At 65.3% G+C, this 20,711-nt stretch carries 17 protein-coding genes; 6 read left to right on the plus strand and 11 right to left on the minus strand.

Annotated features, from left to right (window positions below; genetic code table 11):
* Nucleotides 1-16 precede the first annotated feature (16 nt).
* The 5 genes from LK539_RS23450 to pyrC all read right to left on the minus strand — a co-directional run bounded on the left by LK539_RS23450 (nt 17) and on the right by pyrC (nt 3,665).
* Entirely contained in the window at nt 17-385 is a 369-nt protein-coding gene (locus LK539_RS23450) for a glyoxalase superfamily protein (protein WP_227803486.1), read from the minus strand.
* Nucleotides 385-720: a hypothetical protein gene (locus LK539_RS23455; RefSeq protein ID WP_227803487.1), complete on the minus strand. Its 336-nt coding sequence runs from the start codon at nt 718-720 to the stop codon at nt 385-387. The genes LK539_RS23450 and LK539_RS23455 overlap by 1 nt, the downstream gene beginning before the upstream one ends.
* A 65-nt stretch (nt 721-785) precedes the next feature.
* Nucleotides 786-1,799, minus strand: coding sequence for a Gfo/Idh/MocA family protein (locus tag LK539_RS23460; protein ID WP_227803488.1), 1,014 nt, complete (start codon nt 1,797-1,799; stop codon nt 786-788).
* Nucleotides 1,800-1,812: 13 nt separating this feature from the next.
* Nucleotides 1,813-2,604 carry a DUF3025 domain-containing protein gene (locus tag LK539_RS23465; RefSeq protein WP_227803489.1) on the minus strand — a complete coding sequence of 264 codons (792 nt, stop codon included), beginning with the start codon at nt 2,602-2,604 and terminating at the stop codon, nt 1,813-1,815.
* A gap of 8 nt (nt 2,605-2,612) precedes the next feature.
* Complete coding sequence (pyrC, locus tag LK539_RS23470) at nt 2,613-3,665, minus strand: dihydroorotase (protein WP_227803490.1); 1,053 nt, start codon at nt 3,663-3,665, stop codon at nt 2,613-2,615.
* A 273-nt stretch (nt 3,666-3,938) separates the two neighbouring features.
* On the opposite strand from pyrC, the gene LK539_RS23475 reads away from it, so the two are divergent.
* A complete protein-coding gene (locus LK539_RS23475) occupies nt 3,939-5,003 on the plus strand; it encodes an NF038122 family metalloprotease (protein ID WP_227803491.1) in 1,065 nt (354 codons plus the stop codon).
* A 50-nt stretch (nt 5,004-5,053) separates the two neighbouring features.
* Here LK539_RS23475 and LK539_RS23480 read toward each other — a convergent pair whose 3' ends face one another.
* On the minus strand, nt 5,054-5,779 hold the full coding sequence (locus LK539_RS23480; protein ID WP_227803492.1) for an amino acid ABC transporter ATP-binding protein: 726 nt from the start codon (nt 5,777-5,779) through the stop codon (nt 5,054-5,056).
* Nucleotides 5,780-6,000: 221 nt separating this feature from the next.
* Here LK539_RS23480 and LK539_RS23485 point away from each other — a divergent pair, with 221 nt between their 5' ends.
* The 3 genes from LK539_RS23485 (at nt 6,001) to LK539_RS23495 (ending at nt 9,785) form a co-directional block, all read left to right on the plus strand.
* Nucleotides 6,001-7,263: a dicarboxylate/amino acid:cation symporter gene (locus LK539_RS23485; protein WP_227803493.1), complete on the plus strand. Its 1,263-nt coding sequence runs from the start codon at nt 6,001-6,003 to the stop codon at nt 7,261-7,263.
* An 80-nt stretch (nt 7,264-7,343) separates the two neighbouring features.
* Nucleotides 7,344-8,645, plus strand: a complete 1,302-nt coding sequence (locus tag LK539_RS23490; RefSeq protein WP_227803494.1) for an amidohydrolase family protein — start codon at nt 7,344-7,346, stop codon at nt 8,643-8,645.
* A 60-nt stretch (nt 8,646-8,705) separates the two neighbouring features.
* Entirely contained in the window at nt 8,706-9,785 is a 1,080-nt protein-coding gene (locus tag LK539_RS23495) for a type II asparaginase (RefSeq protein ID WP_227803495.1), read from the plus strand.
* 109 nt (nt 9,786-9,894) lie between these two features.
* Here the strand turns inward: LK539_RS23495 and LK539_RS23500 are convergent, their stop codons facing one another.
* The gene (locus tag LK539_RS23500) at nt 9,895-11,742 is read right to left on the minus strand and encodes an ABC transporter ATP-binding protein/permease (protein ID WP_227803496.1); all 1,848 of its coding nucleotides are present in this window, start codon (nt 11,740-11,742) and stop codon (nt 9,895-9,897) included.
* Between the two features lie 62 nt (nt 11,743-11,804).
* On the opposite strand from LK539_RS23500, the gene LK539_RS23505 reads away from it, so the two are divergent.
* Both LK539_RS23505 and LK539_RS23510 read left to right on the plus strand, forming a co-directional pair.
* A complete protein-coding gene (locus LK539_RS23505) occupies nt 11,805-12,254 on the plus strand; it encodes an acyl-CoA thioesterase (protein ID WP_227803497.1) in 450 nt (149 codons plus the stop codon).
* A 2-nt stretch (nt 12,255-12,256) separates the two neighbouring features.
* The gene (locus LK539_RS23510; protein WP_227803498.1) at nt 12,257-13,834 is read left to right on the plus strand and encodes an alkaline phosphatase; all 1,578 of its coding nucleotides are present in this window, start codon (nt 12,257-12,259) and stop codon (nt 13,832-13,834) included.
* A gap of 4 nt (nt 13,835-13,838) precedes the next feature.
* On the opposite strand, the gene LK539_RS23515 is transcribed toward LK539_RS23510, so the two are convergent.
* From LK539_RS23515 to LK539_RS23530, 4 genes are all read right to left on the minus strand, one after another.
* Nucleotides 13,839-15,521, minus strand: a complete 1,683-nt coding sequence (locus LK539_RS23515) for a long-chain-fatty-acid--CoA ligase (RefSeq protein ID WP_227803499.1) — start codon at nt 15,519-15,521, stop codon at nt 13,839-13,841.
* A gap of 108 nt (nt 15,522-15,629) precedes the next feature.
* The gene (locus LK539_RS23520; RefSeq protein ID WP_227803500.1) at nt 15,630-17,318 is read right to left on the minus strand and encodes a long-chain-fatty-acid--CoA ligase; all 1,689 of its coding nucleotides are present in this window, start codon (nt 17,316-17,318) and stop codon (nt 15,630-15,632) included.
* A gap of 143 nt (nt 17,319-17,461) precedes the next feature.
* The gene (locus LK539_RS23525; RefSeq protein WP_227803511.1) at nt 17,462-18,550 is read right to left on the minus strand and encodes an aminopeptidase; all 1,089 of its coding nucleotides are present in this window, start codon (nt 18,548-18,550) and stop codon (nt 17,462-17,464) included.
* Nucleotides 18,551-18,575: 25 nt separating this feature from the next.
* Nucleotides 18,576-20,678 (minus strand): molybdopterin-dependent oxidoreductase, encoded by a 2,103-nt coding sequence (locus LK539_RS23530; RefSeq protein WP_227803501.1) that lies wholly within the window; start codon nt 20,676-20,678, stop codon nt 18,576-18,578.
* Nucleotides 20,679-20,711 lie beyond the last annotated feature (33 nt).

Here is a 20,711-nt window from a genome sequence, read left to right on the forward strand (position 1 = left end):
AACTCCGGTGACGCGATCAGGTACTGATCGCGTTGGTGAAGGTCAGCCGGTTTCCGAACGGATCCCTGACCGACATGTCGCGCGAGCCCCACGGCGTATCGCCAATGTCCGGCCTGGCGTAGCCGTAGTCCTTTGCTCGCAACTCCGCATGGTAGGCGTCGATGTCGTCGACCTCGATACGCATCGCCGCGCCGGGGCAGCAGTCGCCGTGGTGTTCGCTCAGGTGCAGGATGCAGCCGCCGCGCGAGAGCTGCAGGTAGAGCGGCAGGCCGGGCTCGAAGCGGTGCTCCCAGTCGACCTGGAAGCCCAGGAAGCCGACGTAGAATTCGCGTGCCTTGGTTTCGTCGAAGATGCGCAGGATGGGCGTGACGGTGCGCAGCTGCATCACTCGTCCCGGGTCAGTTCGACACCGTCCACCGTCATTTTCCACTTGCCGCCCTCGCGGTGCGGCGGCTTGCTGACCACGAAGGTGGTCGTCACGAAGCTCACGCCGGCCTCGAAGTTATTGCCCTTGAAGCGCTGCAGGTCGATGCTGAGATTGACCTGATCGTTCGGACGCCCGCGCTTGTATTCGACCTTGCCCTCCTTCGAGAGCGACAGCTGCATGTCCTTGCCCTGCCAGTTGCCGACGTAGGCCATCTTGTCGGCCGGGACCGGGGCGGCCCAGGCACTACCGGCGAGCAGGCCGGCCGCGAGGATGAGGGAAGCAAGGATACGCATGGAGACTCCGCTGGAAAGGTGATGGATGCCGCTCCAGTATTCGCACAGCCGTCGCGCTTGTCAATTCAGGCGGCATGGGCCGGCCGCACACTCCTGCGGTCGCTGTCGTAGGACAAGCCGATCTGGCGCCGGATCTCGTCCATCACGCCCATCAGCGCCAGCGTTTCTTCCAGGCGCATGGCCGGGCTTTCCAGCAGGCCGGTGCCGAAGCAGCGCTGCGCTTCCATGATTTCGTGCACGTAGCCGTTGCCGAGATAGGGCGTGTCGACCGTGCGCGTGCTCCCGTCCTCGAGCGTCACGCTCACGTTCTTCGCGCGGTGGAACATCGTGTTCATGCGCACATGGCCGCGCGTGCCCGACACCGTCAGCTCGCACGGCGTGCGGGCCTGGAAGGAGCAGCTGCAGACCGACATGCCGCCGCCTTCGTGGCGCAGGGTGAAGCCGGTCTGCACGTCGACGCCGGTGGCGCCCAGCTCGGCCTGCGCCTTGATGCCGGATACGGGACCCAGCAGCGCGGTGGCGATCGAGAGCGGATAGATGCCCAGGTCGAGCAGCGCCCCGCCGCCGAGTTCCGCATTGAAGACGCGGTGCTCGGGGCCGAAGCTTGCCGTGAAACCGAAGTCGGCCACCACCTGGCGTACCTCGCCGATCTCGCCGGAGGCCACGATGCGGCGCACTTCGTCGAAGGCCGGCAGGAAGCGCGTCCACATCGCCTCCATCAGGAACAGGCGGCGCGAGCGCGCCAGCGTGACCACCTGCTCGGCTTCGCGCAGGTTCATGGTGAATGGTTTCTCGACCAGCACGCCCTTGCCGGCGCGTAGCGCCATCAGGGCATTGTCGGCGTGCTGCGGATGCGGCGTGGCGACGTAGACCAGGTCGATGCCTGCGGCGTCGGCCAGCGCCTGGTAGTCGCCATAGGCTGCCGCGGCGCCAAACTCCTGGGCAAAGGCCTGCGCCTTCTCCAAGCTGCGCGAGGCCACCGCCGCCAGCCGCGCGCCCGGCACATCCTTCAGTGCGGTAGCGAAGGCGCGCGCGATCTTGCCGGTGCCGAGGATGCCCCAGCGTACGTCGTTTGCCATCCGGCTTGTCCTTTCAGTGCTGTCGTTTTGGACGGAACACCGTCGTGTCGAGATAAAAATCCTGGTCCTGCCCCGGCCACCAGCCCGGCACGCCGAGCACCGGCAGCGGCGTGAAGTTCGATGTGGCCAGTCCCTGTTCGGCCAGCTCGGCCGCCACCCGGGCGTCGAGCCAGGCGCGCTGCGCTTCAAGCGACAGCGCCATCACATCATCGCCCACGAAGATGACACGCGTATGCGCGGTGATGGCCTTGCGTGGCGCTACCAGCTTCTCCATCAGCGCGTGGCCAAACAGCCAGAGTCGCACATCGTGCCCGAACATGGCGCGCTTTTCATGCAGCGCCTCGCACCAGCGGTGAGCGCGCAGCGCGTCCACCAGTTCGCGCCCGGGGGCGCCCTCGCGCACCACCAGCAGCGCGGCATTCTCGTCGAAGATGGTGGCGGCGTCGCGCGCCGGACCGCGCGACTTGCCGATGCCGGCCTGGGCGATCTGGGCCGCCTGCAGGGCGTTCAGCTGGCGCTTGATGAGCGGGAAGGTCTGCCATACCAGCCCGTTGAAAAAATCATGCAGGTTGTCGCGCGTCGGCACCTGGCCGGTGGCGCCGATGAATTCCTCGTAGGCGCGGCCCTCCGGCAGCGCGCTTTGCGGCACGAAGCGCAGCGGCAAACCGGCGTCATTGCACAGGCCAAGCGCATCGGCGCTGCGGTTGAAGGCGGCAAGGAACTCCTCGCCACCCAAGCCCAGCCGCTCATAGGCCGGCCGTACCGCGTCGTACCACGGGCGCGACCAGTCGATCTGCGGCAGCATCGGGACGCTCAGTCCACCATCTTCCAGTTGATGGTCTCGCCGGCGTTGAGCGGCACCAGCTGGTGTTCGCCGAAGGGCACGGTCTCCGGCAGGGTCCAGGCTTCGCGCTTGAGCGTGATGGTCCCTTCGTTGACCGGCAGGCCGTAGAAGGCCGGTCCGTTCAGGCTGGCGAAGGCTTCGAGCTTGTCGAGCGCGCCCGCCTGGGCGAAGGCTTCGGTGTACATCTCCATCGCGTGCAGCGCGGTGTAGCAGCCGGCGCAGCCGCAGGCCGCGTACTTGGTGTGCACCGCATGCGGCGCCGAGTCGGTGCCGAGGAAGAAGCGCTCGTCGCCGCTGGTGGCGGCGGTCACTAGCGCCAGGCGGTGTTCCTCGCGCTTGAGCACCGGCAGGCAGTAGTAGTGCGGGCGGATGCCGCCGCGGAAGATCTCGTTGCGGTTGTACAGCAGGTGGTGGGCGGTGATGGTAGCCGCGATCGGACCTTCGGCTTCGGCCACGTACTGGGCCGCTTCCTTGGTGGTGATGTGTTCGAACACCACGTTCAGGGCCGGCATGGCGCTGCGCAGCGGGCGCATGACGCGCTCGATGAACACGGCCTCGCGGTCGAACAGGTCGATGTCGTTGTCCGTCACTTCGCCGTGCACCAGCAGCGGCATGCCGACTTCCTGCATCACTTCGAGCGTTTTATAGCACTTCTTGAGGTCGGTGACGCCGGCGTCCGAATTGGTGGTGGCGCCGGCCGGGTACAGCTTGACCGCGTGGACGAAACCGGAATCCATCGCGCGCCGGATCTCGTCCGGGTCGGTGTTGTCGGTCAGGTACAGCGTCATCAGGGGTTCGAAGCGCATCCCTTCCGGCAGCGCCGCCAGGATGCGTTCGCGGTAGGCGCTGGCCGCCGCGGTCGTGGTCACCGGCGGCTTCAGGTTCGGCATCACGATCGCGCGCGCGAACTGGCGCGCGCTGTGCGGCAGTACGCTGCTCAGCGCCGCGCCGTCGCGCAGGTGCAGGTGCCAGTCGTCGGGGCGGGTGATGGTGATGGTGTCGGGGGTTTCGATGATGGACATGGCGGCTCTCGGATTGCGGATGCCGACATTTTACCGGAGCCACAGCAGGAGTCGCACGCTCGCTGGCCCACATGTATATACAAGGCAAGCATTCTATCCTGACGGAAAATTTTACAGTGCACGACGCTGATTACCGCCTGGAAAAATTTTTCTCTTAATAAACAACGGCTTAAATTTCTGGCTTGAAACTTGCTTGTGGAAAAGCAGCCGCTTCATTGGCATGGCGGATGTCGCCAAGAATAATTATTTGAAATATCACGGAAATAGAGACTCATGAAAACCCTGAAAAACCTGCTGAAGATCGTTCCGCTGCTGGCATGCGCCTACGCAGGCTCGGCACAGGCACTGACGATCAACTTCACCTATGACCCTGCCATGGACGCACGCGCGCTGGCCGGCTTCCAGACCGCTGCCAACCGCTGGCAGAGCGTCCTGCATGACAACGTGCAGGTCAACCTGAACATCGCTTTCGCGGCGCTCGCTCCCAACGTGCTCGGCTCGACCAGTTCGCGCCAGGGCACCCTCAGCTACGCGGGCTTCCGCCAGGCCCTGATCCGCGATGCCAAGACCAGCACGGATTTCCAGGCCATTGCCAACCTGCCCGCAGGCCCGTGCCTGAGCGTCATGATGAACGGCACCAACGTCAACCCGGCCGGCGCCGGCAGCGCCGCCACCTTCGTCGACAACGACTGCGACGCGAACAACCGCGCCGTTACCGCGACCTGGGCGAATTTCCGCGCCCTGGGCCTGATTCCGGACAGCGACAAGGGCTCTGACGGTTCGATCTCGTTCAGCACCGGTTTCGCCTCGATCTTCGACTTCGACCCGACCGACGGCATTGGCGCCGGCCTGATCGACTTCACCGGCGTGGCCGCCCACGAGATCGGCCATGCGCTCGGTTTCATCAGCGGTGTCGACATCCTGGACCAGGTCTACACCCGCACCGACCTGGACGATTCAGCGTTCACCCTGGTCGCTCCGGCCGACCTGTACCGCTGCTCGCCGGCGAGCAAGGCTGCCGGCGCCGACATCGACTGGTCCGCGGATGCACGCGACAAGTTCTTCTCCCTGGATAACTGCACCACTACGCTGTCGATCTTCTCGAACGGCCGCGCCAACGGCGACGGCCAGCAGGCCAGCCACTGGAAGGACAACCGCGGCATCGGCCTGCTGGACCCGACCGCGGGCCGTGGCGAACTGCTGGCCATCAGCCAGATGGACCTGATGATGTTCGACGCCATCGGCTGGGACGTTCCGGAACCGGCATCGATCGCCCTGTTCGCGCTGGGCGCAGCAGGCCTGGCCGGCGCGCGCCGCCGCAAGCAGAAGCAGGCGTGATCGCTTGAACGCGTGATCAGCAGCGGCGCCCTCGGGCGCCGTTGTGCTTTCTAGTGGATGATCCGCGCCAGGAATTCGCGCGCCCGCTCCGACTGCGGGGCATTGAAGAACGCTTCCTTGGGGCTGTCCTCGACGATGGCGCCCTGGTCCATGAAGACGATCCGGTCCGCCACCTTGCGCGCAAAACCCATCTCGTGGGTCACCACCATCATGGTCATGCCTTCCTGCGCCAGCCCCACCATCACGTCCAGCACCTCGCCGATCATCTCGGGGTCGAGCGCGGACGTGGGCTCGTCGAACAGCATCGCCACCGGGTCCATCGACAGTGCGCGCGCGATCGCCACGCGCTGCTGCTGGCCGCCCGAGAGCTGGCCCGGGAACTTGTCCTGGTGTGCCAGCAGGCCGACGCGGTCCAGGTATTGCAGGCCGCGCTCGAGCGCCTCGCTCTTGCTGCGCCCCAGCACCTTGACCTGGGCCAGGGTCAGGTTGTCGCGTACCGACAGGTGCGGGAACAGCTCGAAGTTCTGGAACACCATGCCGATGCGCGCACGCAGCTGCGACAGCTTGGTCTTCGGGTCGCCCACCGCGATGCCGTCGACCGTGATCCGCCCCTGTTGGAAGGGCTCGAGGCCGTTGACGGTCTTGATCAGGGTCGACTTGCCGGAGCCCGACGGCCCGCACACCACCACCACGTCGCCGCGTGCGACGCGGGTGCTGCAATCGCGCAGCACCTGGAAGCTGCCGTACCACTTGCTGACGTTCTCGATCTCGATCATCTGGTGCCTGTATGTGCGCCGCCCGCGGCGGCGATTGTCCGCGCTGTTGCGCACGGTGTAAGCATGCTTGACAGCATTTCTAGCGACAAGGATACTTCGGAACTTGCCTTACCTACCAGAACGGCTCACCGTTCTCCCAACTCACTACCCAATAATTCGCCTTGCGACAGTGCAATCCCCTGCCGCGGGTTTATGCACAGGTCCACAAGACAGGAAGCATTATGGATAAAAAGAACCGCCTGACAACCTACATCCTGGTCGGCCTCGTGCTCGGGATCGTCGTCGGCTACGTGGCCAACACCAGTTTCGCCGACCCGGCAGGCTTCGCCGACACCATGGCACTGATCACGACCATGTTCCTCCGCCTGATCAAGATGATCATCGCGCCGCTGGTGTTCTCGACCCTGGTGGTCGGCATCGCCAAGATGGGCGACGCCAAGGAAGTGGGCCGCATCGGCGTCAAGGCGCTGGGCTGGTTCATCATCGCCTCGGTGATCTCGCTGTCGCTGGGCCTGGTCCTGGTCAACCTGTTCCGTCCGGGCGACGCGATGGCCCTGTCGGGCGCCGTGCCGCCGGTGGGCACCTCCTCGGGCATCACCACTTCCAGCCTGACCCTGAAGGATTTCATCACGCACCTGATTCCGGTCTCGATCTTCGACGGCATGGCCAAGAACGAGATCCTGCAGATCGTCGTGTTCTCGATCTTCTTCGGCACCGCGGCGGCCGCCGTCGGCGCGCGCGCCACCCCGCTGATCGACGCGGTGGACGGCATCGCCCACATCATGCTGAAGGTCACCGGCTATGTCATGAACTTCGCGCCGGTCGCGGTGTTCGCGGCGGTGGCGGGCGTGATCGCCAAGAGCGGCCTGGGCGTGCTCTCGACCTACGGCATCTTCATGGCCGAGTTCTACCTCGGCATCATCCTGCTGTGGGTGGTGCTGATCCTGATCGGCGGCATCTTCCTCGGCCGCCGCGTGCTGCGCCTGATCTCCGAGCTGAAGGAACCGACCATCCTGGCCTACACCTGCGCCTCGTCGGAAGCGGCCTTCCCGAAGACCCTGGAAGGCCTGGAGCGCTTCGGCGTCAAGAACCGCCTGGCCGCCTTCGTGCTGCCGATCGGCTATTCGTTCAACCTGGACGGCTCGATGATGTACTGCACCTTCGCGGCCGTCTTCATCGCCCAGGCCTACGGCATCGAGCTGGACCTGGCGACCCAGATGACCATGATGCTGGTCTTGATGCTGACCTCGAAGGGCATGGCCGGCGTGCCGCGCGCCTCGCTGGTCGTCATCGCCGCCACCCTGGCCCAGTTCAACATCCCGGAAGCCGGTCTGCTGCTCCTGCTGGGCATCGACCACTTCCTGGACATGGCCCGTTCGGCCACCAACGTGATCGGCAACGGCATCGCCACCGCGGTGGTCGCCAAGTGGGAAGGCGACCTCGCCGACCCGAACAAGGACCCCGCAGTCGCACCGCTGCGTTGAGCGTGCATCGATAGTGTCAGTACCGAAGGCCTTCCAGCGATGGAGGGCCTTTTTCATATAACCATAATGAGGAGCGAGACATGAAACAGCTGTACATGGCAGGCCTGCTGCTTGGCGCATTCGGCGGAGCGCATGCCGGCGGCGCATACGCCGCCGCCCAGACCGTCGACTGCGGCCGCCTGCTGGACGTCAAGAGCGGCACCTGGCGCGAGCGCGTCAGCATCGTGGTGGAAAACGGCGTGATCAAGTCGGTCGGCCCGATGACGCAGGCGGCAGGGAACGTCGACCTGTCGCGCCACGCTTGCCTGCCCGGCCTGATCGACATGCACGTGCACCTGACCAGCGAAACCGCGCCGGTGGTCGACGCCTACCGCGACCGCCTCACCGCCGATCCGCAGGACATGGCCTTCCGCTCGGTCAAGTATGCCCAGCGCACCCTGATGGCGGGCTTCACCACGGTGCGCGACCTGGGCGCGGCCGATGGCCTGAACGTCTCGCTCAAGCGCGCCATCAATAGCGGCGAGATCCCGGGTCCGCGCATGTTCACCGCGGGTAAGTCGATCGCCACCACCGGCGGCCATGCCGACCCGACCAACAACCTGTCGCACTTCCTGAGCGAGAAAGTGGGACACCCCGGTCCGGAACAGGGCGTCATCGACAGCCCGGAAGAAGGCCGCCAGGCCGTGCGCCAGCGCTACAAGGAAGGCGCCGACCTGATCAAGATCACCGCCACCGGCGGCGTGCTGAGCCAGGCCGCCAACGGCCAGAACTCGCAATACACCGAGGACGAGCTGAAGGCCATCGTCAGCACCGCCAAGGACTACGGCTTCCGCGTCGCGGCCCACGCCCACGGCGCCGAAGGCATGAAGCGCGCCCTGCGCGCCGGCGTCGACTCGATCGAGCACGGCACCCTGATGGACGACGAAACCGTCGCCCTGTTCAAGAAGACCGGCCACTGGTACGTGCCGACCATCTCGGCCGGCCGCTACGTGGCCGACAAGGCCAAGATCGATGGCTACTATTCGGCCCTGGTGCGGCCGAAAGCGGCCGCCATCGGCCCGCAGCTGCAGGCCACCTTCGGCCGCGCCCACAAGGCCGGCGTGAAGATCGCCTTCGGCACCGACGCCGGCGTGTTCCCGCACGGCGAAAACGCCAAGGAGTTCGGCTACATGGTGGAAGCGGGCATGTCGCCGCTGGAGGCGATCCGCGCCGCCACCCTGCATGCCGCCACCCTGCTCGACCAGGCCCAGCGCCTCGGTTCGGTGGAGCCGGGCTTCGCCGCCGACATCGTCGCGGTGGAAGGCGATCCACTGCGCGACGTGAAGCTGCTCGAGCAGGTCAAGTTTGTCATGAAGGACGGCGTCGTCTACAAGAAGCCGTAATTCATCTGTTACGGGCGGCCGCGCACTGCGGCCGCCTTTTTGTTTTTTGAAGGAGAAGTAATGCTGTTCCACCGTTCCAAGCGCGCCTTCGCGGCGCTGTTCGCCCTGCTGTTCCTGCTCGCCTCGGCGGCGCAGGCGCAAGGGACAAAGCTGCCCAACGTGACCATCCTCGCCACCGGCGGCACCATCGCCGGTACCGGCGCCACCAGCACCACCACGGTCGGCTACACCGCCGCTACCGTGGGGGTGCAGGCGTTGATCCAGGCGGTCCCGGAAATCACGAAGGTCGCCAAGGTCAGCGGCGAGCAGGTGTTCCAGATCGCCAGCGAAAACATGGGCAACGAGCACTGGCTGATCCTGGCCAAGCGCGTCAATGCCCTGCTGGCGCAGCCGGACGTGGACGGCATCGTCATCACCCACGGCACCGACACGCTGGAAGAAACGGCCTACTTCCTGAACCTGGTCGTCAAGAGCAAGAAGCCGGTGGTGGTGGTCGGCTCGATGCGCCCGTCCACCGCGCTGTCGGCCGACGGTCCGATCAACCTGTACAACGCGGTCAACCTGGCCGGCTCGCCATCCGCGGTCGGCAAGGGCGTGCTGGTGGCGATGAACGACCAGATCCACGCGGCGCGCGACGTCACCAAGTCGAACACCACCACCACCGACACCTTCCGCAGCTCGGAACTGGGCATGATCGGCTACATCCAGGGCGGCAAACCCTTCTTCTACCGTGAAGTCACACGCAAGCACACGGTGGACACCGAGTTCGACGTGTCGAAACTGGACGCGCTGCCGCAGGTGGATGTGGCCTATGCGTATGCGAACGTGGGTGACGTGGCGGTGAAGGCGCTGGTGGCAAGCGGGGCCAAAGGGTTGGTGCATGCGGGCGTGGGCAATGGCAGCCTGCCGGCCAAGACCAAGCCGGCCCTGATCGCTGCGCGCGAACAGGGCGTGGTCATCGTGCGCTCGGCGCGCGTGGGCCAGGGCATCGTGGCGCGCAACGGTGAGGCGAATGATGACCAGCTGGACTTCGTGGTGTCGGATACGCTCAGCCCGCAGAAGGCACGCATTCTGCTGATGCTGGCGTTGACCAAGACGAACAGCACTAGGGAGATTCAGCGGATGTTCTATACCTACTGATCTGCTGTTGGCTGACCGCGTGGGCAGGAAACCTGCCCACCCTACGGCAAACCGCTTTTTGTAGGGTGGGCGGGTTTCCCGCCCACGCGGTCAAGTGGCAGACGCATTCCTACTTCGCAATCTCCAGCGGCGGCGACGCCAGCTCCTCATCCGGCCGCGCCAGCTGCCGTTCCCACATCTGCTGATACAGCCCGCGCGCAGCGAGCAGGGACTGGTGCGTGCCGCGTTCAACGATGCGGCCGTGATCCAGCACGATGATCTGCTGCGCATCCGCGATGGTCGACAGGCGGTGCGCGATCACCAGGGTGGTGCGGTCCTTCGCGATTTCCTTCAGTTGTGCCTGGATCGCCTGCTCCGACTTCGAATCCAGCGCCGACGTCGCCTCGTCAAAGATCAGGATCGCCGGGTTCTTCAGCAGCGTGCGCGCGATCGCCACGCGCTGTTTCTCGCCGCCCGACAGCTTCAAGCCGCGCTCGCCCACCATGGTCTGGTAGCCATCCGGCAGACTCTCGATGAAGTCGTGGATCGAGGCCGCCCGCGCCGCCGCCACGATGTCTTCATGCGAAGCGCCAGGACGTCCATACGCGATGTTGTACTCGATGGTGTCATTGAACAGCACCGTATCCTGCGGCACGATGCCGATTGCTGCGCGCAATGAGGCCTGGGTGATGTCGCGCAGGTCCTGGCCATCGATGCGGATCGCGCCCCCATTCACGTCGTAAAAGCGGAACAGCAGGCGCGACAGGGTCGACTTGCCCGAACCGCTGTGTCCCACCACCGCGGTCGTGGTGCCGGCCGGGATGGCAAAATCGACGTCGAACAGGATCTGACGCTTGGCTTCGTAGCTGAATTCCACGTGCGAGAACTCGACCTGTGCGCCGCGCGTGACCAGAGGCTGGGCGCCCTTGGAATCGGCCACTTCGCGGTTCTGGTCGAGCAGCGAGAACAGGCGCTCCATGTCGGCCAGGCTCTGCTTGATCTCGCGGTAGATCACGCCCAGGAAGTTGAGCGGGATGTACAGCTGGATCATGAAGGAGTTCACCAGCACCAGGTCGCCCAGGGTCATGGTCCCGGCGATCACGCCTTCGGTGGCGCGCCACAGGATCAGCGTGACGGCGGTGGCGATGATCAGGGACTGGCCGGTGTTCAGGAACGACAGCGAGGTCTGCGAACGCACCGCCGCGTTCTCATAGCTCTGCAGGCCCTGGTCGTAGCGCTTCGCTTCGTACTCTTCGTTGCCGAAGTACTTCACCGTTTCGTAGTTGAGCAGCGAATCGATGGCCTTGGTATTGGCCTTCGAGTCCAGCTCGTTCATGGTGCGCCGGAAGTGGGTGCGCCATTCGGTCACGATCACGGTGAAAGCGATGTAGCTGGCCAGCGCCACGCCGGTGATGATGGTGAACCAGATGTCGTAGTTGAGCACCAGGTAGCCGAGCACCAGCGTGATCTCGACCAGGGTCGGCAGCACGTTGAAGAGCGAATACGAGATCAGCGAATTCACGCCGCGCGTGCCGCGCTCGATGTCGCGCGTCATGCCGCCTGTTTGCCGGTTCAGGTGGAAGCGCAGAGACAGCGCGTGCAGGTGGCGGAAGACTTTCAGCGCAATGGTCCGCACGGCACGCTGTGTCACGCGTGCGAACAGGAATTCGCGCAGCTCGGTAAACACGGTGGTGGACAGGCGCAGCAGGCCGTAGGCGACGAGCGCGCCCAGCGGCAGCACCAGCAGCGCGTGCGGGTCTTTCGGGTCGATGGCGAGCTGGTCGATCAGCCGCTTGAGCACCAGCGGCACGCCGACGTTGGCCATCTTGGCGCCAATCAGTGCGCCGAGCGCGGCCAGCACGCGCCACTTGTAGACCCACAGGTAAGGGAACAGGGTACGCAGGGTGGCCCAGTCGTTGCGCGGCACGCCTTTCGCATCGGGAGGCAGGGGAACACTTGAAGCGGGAGTACGTCGCATGGCAGGGCTGGGGGATTTATGGTTCAATTCGGGACGATTGTAGCTTTTACCGAGAAAACAAGATGACCACGCCACAAAACGCCCCCGCCACCCCTAACACCACGTCGACCCGCCTGCCCCAGGGCAAGATGCCGGAACTGCGCGTGATGCCCGCGCCGTCCGATGCCAACGTGTACGGCGACGTGTTCGGCGGCTGGATCATGGCACAGGTCGACGTCGCCGGCTCGCTGCCGGCCACCCGCCGCGCCAACGGCCGCGTGGCGACCATCGCCGTGAACTCCTTCCTGTTCAAGCAGCCGGTGTTCGTGGGCGACCTGCTGTCCTTTTATGCCGACATCGTCCGCGTCGGCAATACCTCGATCACCGTGTGTGTCGAAGTCTATGCCGAACGCAACCGCCTGCAGGCCGACGTCGTGAAGGTGACCGAGGCGACCCTGACCTATGTCGCCACGGGTCCGGACCGCAAGCCGCGCCAGCTGCCGCCGCTCGACTCGCTGATCTCGCACCAGTAAGGATGAGCTCGCGCCGGCTGTTCCTGCTCGATGCGGCGCGTCTGTCTGCCGCGCTCGCAGGCACCAGCCTGAGCGCCTGCGCTTCCTCCACCAAGGGTCCCTACCCGTTCAGTCTCGGCGTCGCCTCCGGCTCGCCGCTGCCGGACTCCGTCATCCTGTGGACGCGCATCCTGAGCGATCCGCTGAAAGAGCAGAGCACGCCACCGGTCGCCATGACAGTGCGCTGGGAAGTCGCCCGCGACGAGGCCTTTCGCCACATCGCGGCAAAGGGCACGGCGGTGGCCGCGCCGGAACTCGCCCACAGCGTCCACGTGGACGTGAAGGGACTGGCGCCCGGCCGCTGGTACTGGTACCGCTTCATGCTGGGCGACGCCGTCAGCCCGGTCGGCCGCACCCGTACCGCGCCCGCGCGCGAGGACATGCCGGGCCGCCTGAAGCTGGCGGTGGCCTCGTGCCAGCACTGGGAATTCGGCAGCTACGCCGCGCACCGCCACATCGCAGCAAGCAGCCCGGACCTGGTCGCCTTCCTGGGCGACTACATCTACGAATGGGGTCCCTACCAGCTGCGCCACCCGTCGCGCGTGGTGCGTACCGACGAATCCTTCACGCTGGCAGACTACCGCCGGCGCTACGCGCAGTACAAGAGCGACCCGGACCTGCAGGCCGCGCATCATGCCGCGCCCTGGATCGTGACCTGGGACGACCACGAGGTGGCCAACGACTACGGCGGCCTGCGCGACGAACGGCTGGCGCAGGATTTCGCTGCGCGCCGCGCCGCCGCCTACCAGGCCTTCTACGAGCACATGCCGCTGCGCCTGCCGAAAGTGGCGCGCGACGGTTTCACTTCTGTCGAAATGTTCCAGCGCTACGACTGGGGACGCCTCGCGCGCTTCCACGTGCTGGACGACCGCCAGTACCGCTCGCCCCAGGCCTGCCCCAAATCGGGCACCCGCGGCGGCTCGAACGCCGTGTTCGCGCGCGCCTGCGAAGCGTTGCGCGATCCACGCCGCAGCATGCTGGGAACGGAACAGGAAGCCTGGCTGGAATCCGGGCTCGCGACTTCGCGCGCAAAGTGGAACATCCTTGCGCAGCAGACCCTGATGGCGCAGTCGAGCAGCGTGCCCATCGTCAAACCCGAGGACGGACGCTTCTGGACCGATGGCTGGGACGGCTATCCGGCGGCGCGCCGGCGCCTGCTGGACACACTGGTGAAGCATGGCGCCCACAACCCGCTGGTGCTGGGCGGCGACGTGCACACCTTCTATGCGACCGCGCTGCGGCCGGATTTCTCGAAGCCGGTGTCGAAGCAGAACCCGGTGGTGGCAACGGAATTCGTGGGCACCTCCGTGACCTCGAGCTCGCGCCCGCAGGCCCGCACCGAGGAACACGTGGCCAAGAACCCGCACATGCTGTACGGGCGCAGCGACAGGCGCGGCTACATGCTGCTGGACGTGACGCCGAAGGAGACCGTGACGCACTTCCTGGGCCTGCACGACGTGCAGAATGCAAAATCGGCCATCGCGGAACTGGCTGCGTTCCGCGTGGCCGATGGGGTGGCAGGCGCCGAGCGCCTGGCCTGAGGCCTCAGGCCGACTGTTTTTCGTCGCGCAGCTCGCGGCGCAGGATCTTGCCCACATTCGTCTTCGGCAGCGTCTCGCGGAATTCCACGAACTTCGGCCGCTTGTAGCCGGTGAGCTGCTCCTTGCAGAAGGCCATCACCTGCTCGCTGGTGAGCGCCGGATCCTTCCTGACGATGTAGAGCTTGACCGCTTCGCCCGAGTGCTGGTCCGGCACGCCGACGCAGGCCACTTCCAGCACGCCCGGCAGAGCCGCGACCACGCCTTCGATCTCGTTCGGATACACGTTGAAGCCCGACACCAGGATCATGTCCTTCTTGCGGTCGACGATGCGGGTATAGCCCTCTTCGTTCATGATGCCGACGTCGCCGGTCTTGAAGAAGCCGTCCGGCGTCATGACCTTGGCGGTTTCGTCGTCACGCTGCCAGTAGCCGGCCATCACCTGCGGGCCGCGCACGGCGATCTCGCCGGCGGTGCCGAACGGGACCGCGTTGCCCGCTTCGTCCAGGATGCGGATCTCGGTCGAGGGCAGCGGCAGGCCGATGGTGCCGGTGAAGTCGGTAATGTCGCAGCGGTTGGCGGTGACCACCGGCGAGGTCTCGGACAGGCCGTAGCCTTCCACGATCGGGGTGCCGGTAATTTGCAGCCACTTGTCGGCCACCGCCTTCTGCACCGCCATGCCGCCGCCCGGGCACACCAGCAGGCCCGAGAAATCGAGCTTGGCGAAGTCGGGGTTGTTCACCAGGCCGTTGTACAGGGTGTTCACGGCCGGGAAGATGTTGATGCGGTAGTCGCCCAGCTCCTTGATGAAGCCGGCGATATCGCGCGGGTTCGGGATCAGGAGGTTCATGCCGCCCACGCGCAGGCCGAGCAGCGCGCACACGGTCAGCGCATAGATGTGGTACAGCGGCAGCGCGCACACGAACTGCGGCTGCTCGCCTGCCTTGATCTTGCTGAGGGTCGGCGCGAACCAGGCTTCGTTCTGCAGCACGTTGGCGATCACGTGCTTGTGCAGCAGCACCGCGCCTTTCGACACGCCCGTGGTGCCGCCGGTGTACTGCAGGAAGGCGATGTCGTCATGGCCGATGGCGACGGGACGCAGGGTAGCGCCCGAGGCGTCCGCCAGCATGCGCTTGAAGCCGATCGATCCCGGCAGGGAGAAGGCCGGCACCATCTTCTTGACCTTGCGTACCACCAGGTTGACCAGCATGCCCTTGACGCCGCCCAGCAGGTCGCCCATGGTCGCCACCACCACGTGCTTGACCTGGGTCTTGTCGATCACCTGTTCCAGCGTGTGCGCGAAGTTCTCCAGCACCACGATGGCTTCCGCGCCCGAATCGGTCAGCTGGTGCTGCAGCTCGCGCGGGGTGTAGAGCGGGTTGACGTTGACGATCACGTAGCCGGCCCGCAGCACGGCGGCCATCGCCACCGGGTACTGCAGCACGTTCGGCAGCATGATGGCCACGCGTGCGCCCGGTTGCAGGCCCTTGGCCTGGAGCCAGGCCGCCATGCGGCCGGACAGGCGGTCCAGCTCGGCGAAAGTCAGGGTCTTGCCCATGCACGCGTAGGCCTTGCGGTCGGCATACTTGCGGAACGCCTCCTCCAGCAGATGCGTCAGGGAGCGGTACTGCGTCGGGTCGATCTCCGCAGGTACGCCTTCCTCATACGACTTGAGCCAAAACTTGTCCATCCGTGCCTCACCTTCCGTGTTCTTGCTGTGTCCATAAAAAACGCGAAGCCGCCCGGGACAGGGCGGCTTTTCGCGGGCCGGCATACGGCGCCGGCCGTCATGCTGTGGTCAGGCGGTGGTTTTTTCCGCCTGCTTCTCGTCCCGCAATGCGCGGCGCAGGATCTTGCCGACGTTGGTCTTCGGCAGCTCGTCGCGGAACTCGATGTACTTCGGTTTCTTGTAGCCGGTGAACTGCTGCTTGCAGTAGTCCATCAGCTGCTCGGCGGAGAGGCTCGGGTCCTTGCGCACCACGAACACCTTCACCGCTTCGCCGGAATGCTCGTCCGGCACCCCGATCACGGCGCATTCCAGCACGCCCGGGTGGCCGGCGATCACGCCTTCCAGTTCGTTCGGGTAGACGTTGAAGCCCGAGACCAGGATCATGTCCTTCTTGCGGTCGACGATCTTCACGTAGCCGTCCGCGTCCATGACGCCGACGTCGCCCGACTTGAAGAAGCCGTCCGGGGTCATGACCTTGGCGGTTTCTTCCGGGCGGTTCCAGTAGCCGGCCATCACCTGCGGACCGCGGATCGCGATCTCGCCGATCTGGCCGATGCCCATCGGCTTGCCTTCGTCGTCCAGGATCGCGATGTCGGTGGACGGGATCGGCAGGCCGATGGTGCCGGTGAATTCCTTCACGTCGGCGCGGTTGCAGGTGGCGACCGGCGCAGTCTCCGACAGGCCGTAGCCTTCGATGATCGCGGTGCCGGTGATCTGCTTCCACTTGTCGTTGACGGCCTTCTGCACCGCCATGCCGCCGCCGTTCGAGACCTTCAGGCCCGAGAAGTCCACGGTGCCGATGTCCGGGTGGTTGACCAGCGCGTTGTACAGCGTGTTCACCGCCGGCAGCATGTTGATCTTGTACTTGCCCAGCTCCTTGATGAAGCCCGGGATGTCGCGCGGGTTCACGATCAGGATGTTCAGGGCGCCGGTGCGCATGCCCCACATCGCGCAGGCCGTCAGCGCGAAGATGTGGTACAGCGGCAGCGCGCAGACGATCACGGTCTGCTCGTTCGACTGCCCCATCGCCGGCGCCGACCAGGCTTCGGTCTGCAGCACGTTGGCGATCACGTTGCGGTGCGTGAGCGTGGCGCCTTTCGACACGCCGGTGGTGCCGCCGGTGTACTGCAGGAAGGCGACATCCGAGGACTTCAGCTCGACCTTGGAGAAGGGCATCTTCGCGCCCTGCGACAGGGCTTCCTTGAAGCGCACCATGTTCGGCAGCGAGAACTCCGGCACCATCTTCTTGATACTGCGGACCACGAAATTGACCAGCATGCCCTTGGCGCCGCCCAGCATCTCGCCCATGCTCGCCACCACCACGTGCTTGAGCGGGGTCTTGCCCATCACCTGCTGCACGGTGTGCGCGAAGTTCTCGAGCACGATGATCGCTTCGCTGCCCGAGTCCTTGATCTGGTGCTCGAGCTCGCGCGGCGTGTACAGCGGGTTGACGTTGACCACGGTGTACCCGGCGCGCAGCACGGCCGCGATCGCGATCGGGTACTGCAGCACGTTCGGCATCATGATGGCCACGCGCGCGCCGCGCTCCATGCCGCGGCTCTGCAGCCAGGCCGCCAGCTTCTTCGAGTAGGCATCCAGTTCGCCGTAAGTCAGGAACTTGTCCATACAAACGTACGCATTGCGGTCGGCGTACTTGCTGAACGATTCTTCCAGCATGTGCACGAGCGACCCGTACTGATCGGGATTGATCTCGCTTGGAACGTTCGGGGGGTACGACTTCAGCCAGAGTTTGTCCATCGGATGCCCTTTTTGTCTCGAATTTATCGTTGTGGGGGCGCGCGAAGCTTGCGCCTTTGCTATCGCCTGATGGTGATGCTATCGGGCAGCGGCAATGCGCGCAAGTTCTTTTAAGTCGATTGGAACGTGTCCTCTACCCAAGCCTATTTACTCAATCCCGCCACCTCACCCATGGTGCGCTGCACCACCAGCGGCGCGGTCGGGGCTGGCGCCGCGAGCTTCTTCAGCACCCGGTGCCGGTCCGCCTTGTCGAGCTTGGCGATCCGGTTGACCGACTTGTAGAACGCAGGCCAGGTGCGCTCCTTGTCCAGCAGGGCGCGGAAGGCCGGGACGAAGTCGTTATAGGTGGCGATCGAGGCCAGGTGGGCGTTCGAGAGCGGCTCGGCAAAGAAGCGGTCGTAGCCCGCATAGCCGCCCCAGTTCGCCTTCAGCACCTGGTAGTCGTCCTTCAGCGCCATGAACAGCCGCGTCTTGGTAGCGCGCTTCTCTTCGCGGCTGGCGGCGCTCGCGTAGAGCTTCTCCAGCTCGCCGCGGTAGCGCACCAGCAGCGCCATGAAATCCTTCTTGCGCGCGCTGTAGCGATCGAAGGCTTCGCGCATCGCCGGGTTGCCGAAACGCTCCAGCCAGCCTTCGACACCGGCCTGCTCGACCGCGCTGGCGAAGGATTCGTTGAACTTGGAGTCGCCCGGCACGTACACCACCTGGTGCGCCAGTTCGTGGAAGATCAGGCGCGCCAGCTCCGCATCCGGATAGTTGATGAAGGTCGAGATCAGGGGATCGCTGAACCAGCCCAGGGTCGAGTAGGCGCTGACGCCGCCCACTTCGACATCATGGCCCTCGGCACGCAACTGCCTGGCATAGGCCTGGGCCTCGTCCTTGCTGTAGTAGCCGCGGTAGTTCACGCAGCCGGCCACCGGGAAGCACCACTGCATGGGCTTCAGCGACAGCTCGGGCGTGGCGACCACGTTCCACAGCACGTAGGGGCGCTTGAGGTTGGTGAAATTGGTGTAGCTGCCGTTGTCCGGGAGTTTTAGCTCCTGGATCGCGTAGCGGCGGATCTGGCGCGCCGCCTCCAGGCGGTGGCGCAGGGTCGGTTTCGTCGCGGGATCGGCCAGCCAGTCATCGATCGGACGGGAATCCGTCAGCAGTTCGAGCTGGCCTTGGGCGGCCTGGGAGTAGTAGGAAAGGGATGAGCAGCTTGACAACATCAGGGCCGCGGCTGCCGCGGCCATTAGGGGCCGGAAGGCCGTGGAAAATCTAGAGGGTTTCATCTCGCGTTGCGGGGGCAAGTTTTTCAACCTGCACCAGGGTGTCGTAGAAAGTAGGCGCCCTGCCCATGTCGGTCAATCGCTGGCTGGTCACTTCGTTGGCGTTCTTGCCGTCACTGGAGAGTTTCTTCCACCAGATCGACAAGCCCACCACCAGCCCTTCGCGCGCCTTGTCGGTAACGCGTGCACGGGCAACGAATGAGCCGCGGTCGTTATAAATGCGTGCCATGTCACCGTGCGCAATGCCGCGGCGGGCGGCGTCGTTCGGGTGGATGTCGAGGTGCGGCTCGCCCTCGGTTGCACGCAAGCTCTGTACATTGACAAAGGTTGAGTTGAGGAAGTTCCTTGCCGGAGGCGAGATCATCGCCAGCGGGTACTTCCGCGCCAGCTCCGGGTTGGAAGCGGGCGATTCATACGGCGGGATATAGGCCGGGACGGGATCGAGCCCGTCGGCCGCCATGCTGCTCGAATAAAATTCGCACTTGCCCGACGGGGTCGGGAAGCCGCCTTCGGCAAAGGGCGCGTCCGGCATGTTCAGTTTCTGCCAGCCCTTCTTCTTCAGGGAGTCCCAGTCGAAGTGCACCGCGCGCTCGTGGCGTTTATCAAAGGCCTGGGCCGCCAGTTCGTCGTCGGTCTCGCGGAAGCACGGGTCGTCGAAGCCCATGCGCGCGGCCAGCAGGCGGAAGAACTCGGTGTTCGGCTTGGCTTCGCCGATCGCTTCGATCGCGGCGTTGTTGGCCATCATGTACAGGTGACCGTAGGCCAGGTGCGCATCGACGTGTTCGAGCTGGGTGGTGGCCGGCAGCAGGATGTCGGCATAGTCGGCACTGTCGGTCTGGAAGTGTTCCAGCACCACGGTGAACAGGTCTTCGCGTTCGAAGCCCTTCTGCACCTTCGCTGAATCAGGGGCGATCGCCAGCGGGTTGGCGTTGTAGACGATGACGGCTTCGATCTTCGGGCCGAATTCAGGCGAGGACTCCTTGAGCAGGTCGTCGCCGATGGTGGTCATGTTGATGGTGCGCGGCATGCGGCCGTTCAACAGGTCCGGGCGCTGCAGGACCGGGCGGTTGGCCGGGAAGGAACCGGAGGTCGACAGCTGCACGCCACCGGCGGCGTGGCGCCAGGCGCCGACGAGCGCCGGCAGGCAGGCGATATTGCGCACCGCCATGCCGCCGCCGCGCACGCGCTGCAGGCCGTAGTTCATGCGGATCGCGGCGCCTTCGCCGCCCCTTGCGGTCTGGCCGTAGATGCGTGCCAGTTCGACGACTTCCTCGGCCGTGATGCCGCAGGTTTCCGCGGTGCGCTCGGGCGTCCATTCCAGCGCGCGCTGTTTCAGTTCTGCGTAGCCGAGCGTGTACTTCTCGACGTAGTCGTGGTCGATCAGGTCTTCCTTGATCAGCACGTGCATCATGCCCAGCGCCAGCGCGGCGTCCGTACCGGGCAGCAGGGCAATGTGCTGGTGGCACTTCTCGGCCGTCAGCGAGCGGTACGGGTCGATCGCGATCAGCTTCGCGCCGCGGCGCTTCGCTTCCTGCACGCGCATCCACAGGTGCAGGTTGGAGGCGATCGGATTACCGCCCCAGATCAGGATCAGCTTCGCGTTCTGGAACTGTTCGATGTCGGTGCCGATCGAGCCGCCGATGGTGTACTTGTAGCCGGTCGCGCCGGCCGTGGCGCAGATGGTACGGTCGAGCAGCGAGGCGCCGAGCTTGTTGAAGAAGCGCAAAGACATCGAGTCGCCCTGGACCAGTCCCATGGTGCCGGCATAGCTGTACGGGAGAATGGCCTGCGGGTCACGCGCGGCGATCTGGCCCAGGCGCCCTGCGATCTCGTCGATTGCCTCGCCCCAGGTAATGCGTTCAAACTTGCCCTCGCCCTTGCGGCCCACGCGGCGCATCGGATACAGCACGCGGTCCGGATGGTAGGTGCGCTCCACGTAGCGCGACACCTTGGTGCACAGCACACCGGCCGTCGTCGGATGCTCCGGATCGCCCTTTACTTCCGTGGCCACGCCATTGTCGACGGTGACGAGGATGGCGCAGGTATCGGGGCAATCGTGGGGGCAGGCGGCGCGGACTTGTGTGACTGTCATGAGTGCGGGAATCGAGAGAAATACTTCGTCAAA

It is taken from the genome of Massilia sp. IC2-476 (assembly GCF_020707295.1).
In the GTDB taxonomy this organism is placed as follows: Bacteria; Pseudomonadota; Gammaproteobacteria; order Burkholderiales; family Burkholderiaceae_D; genus Telluria.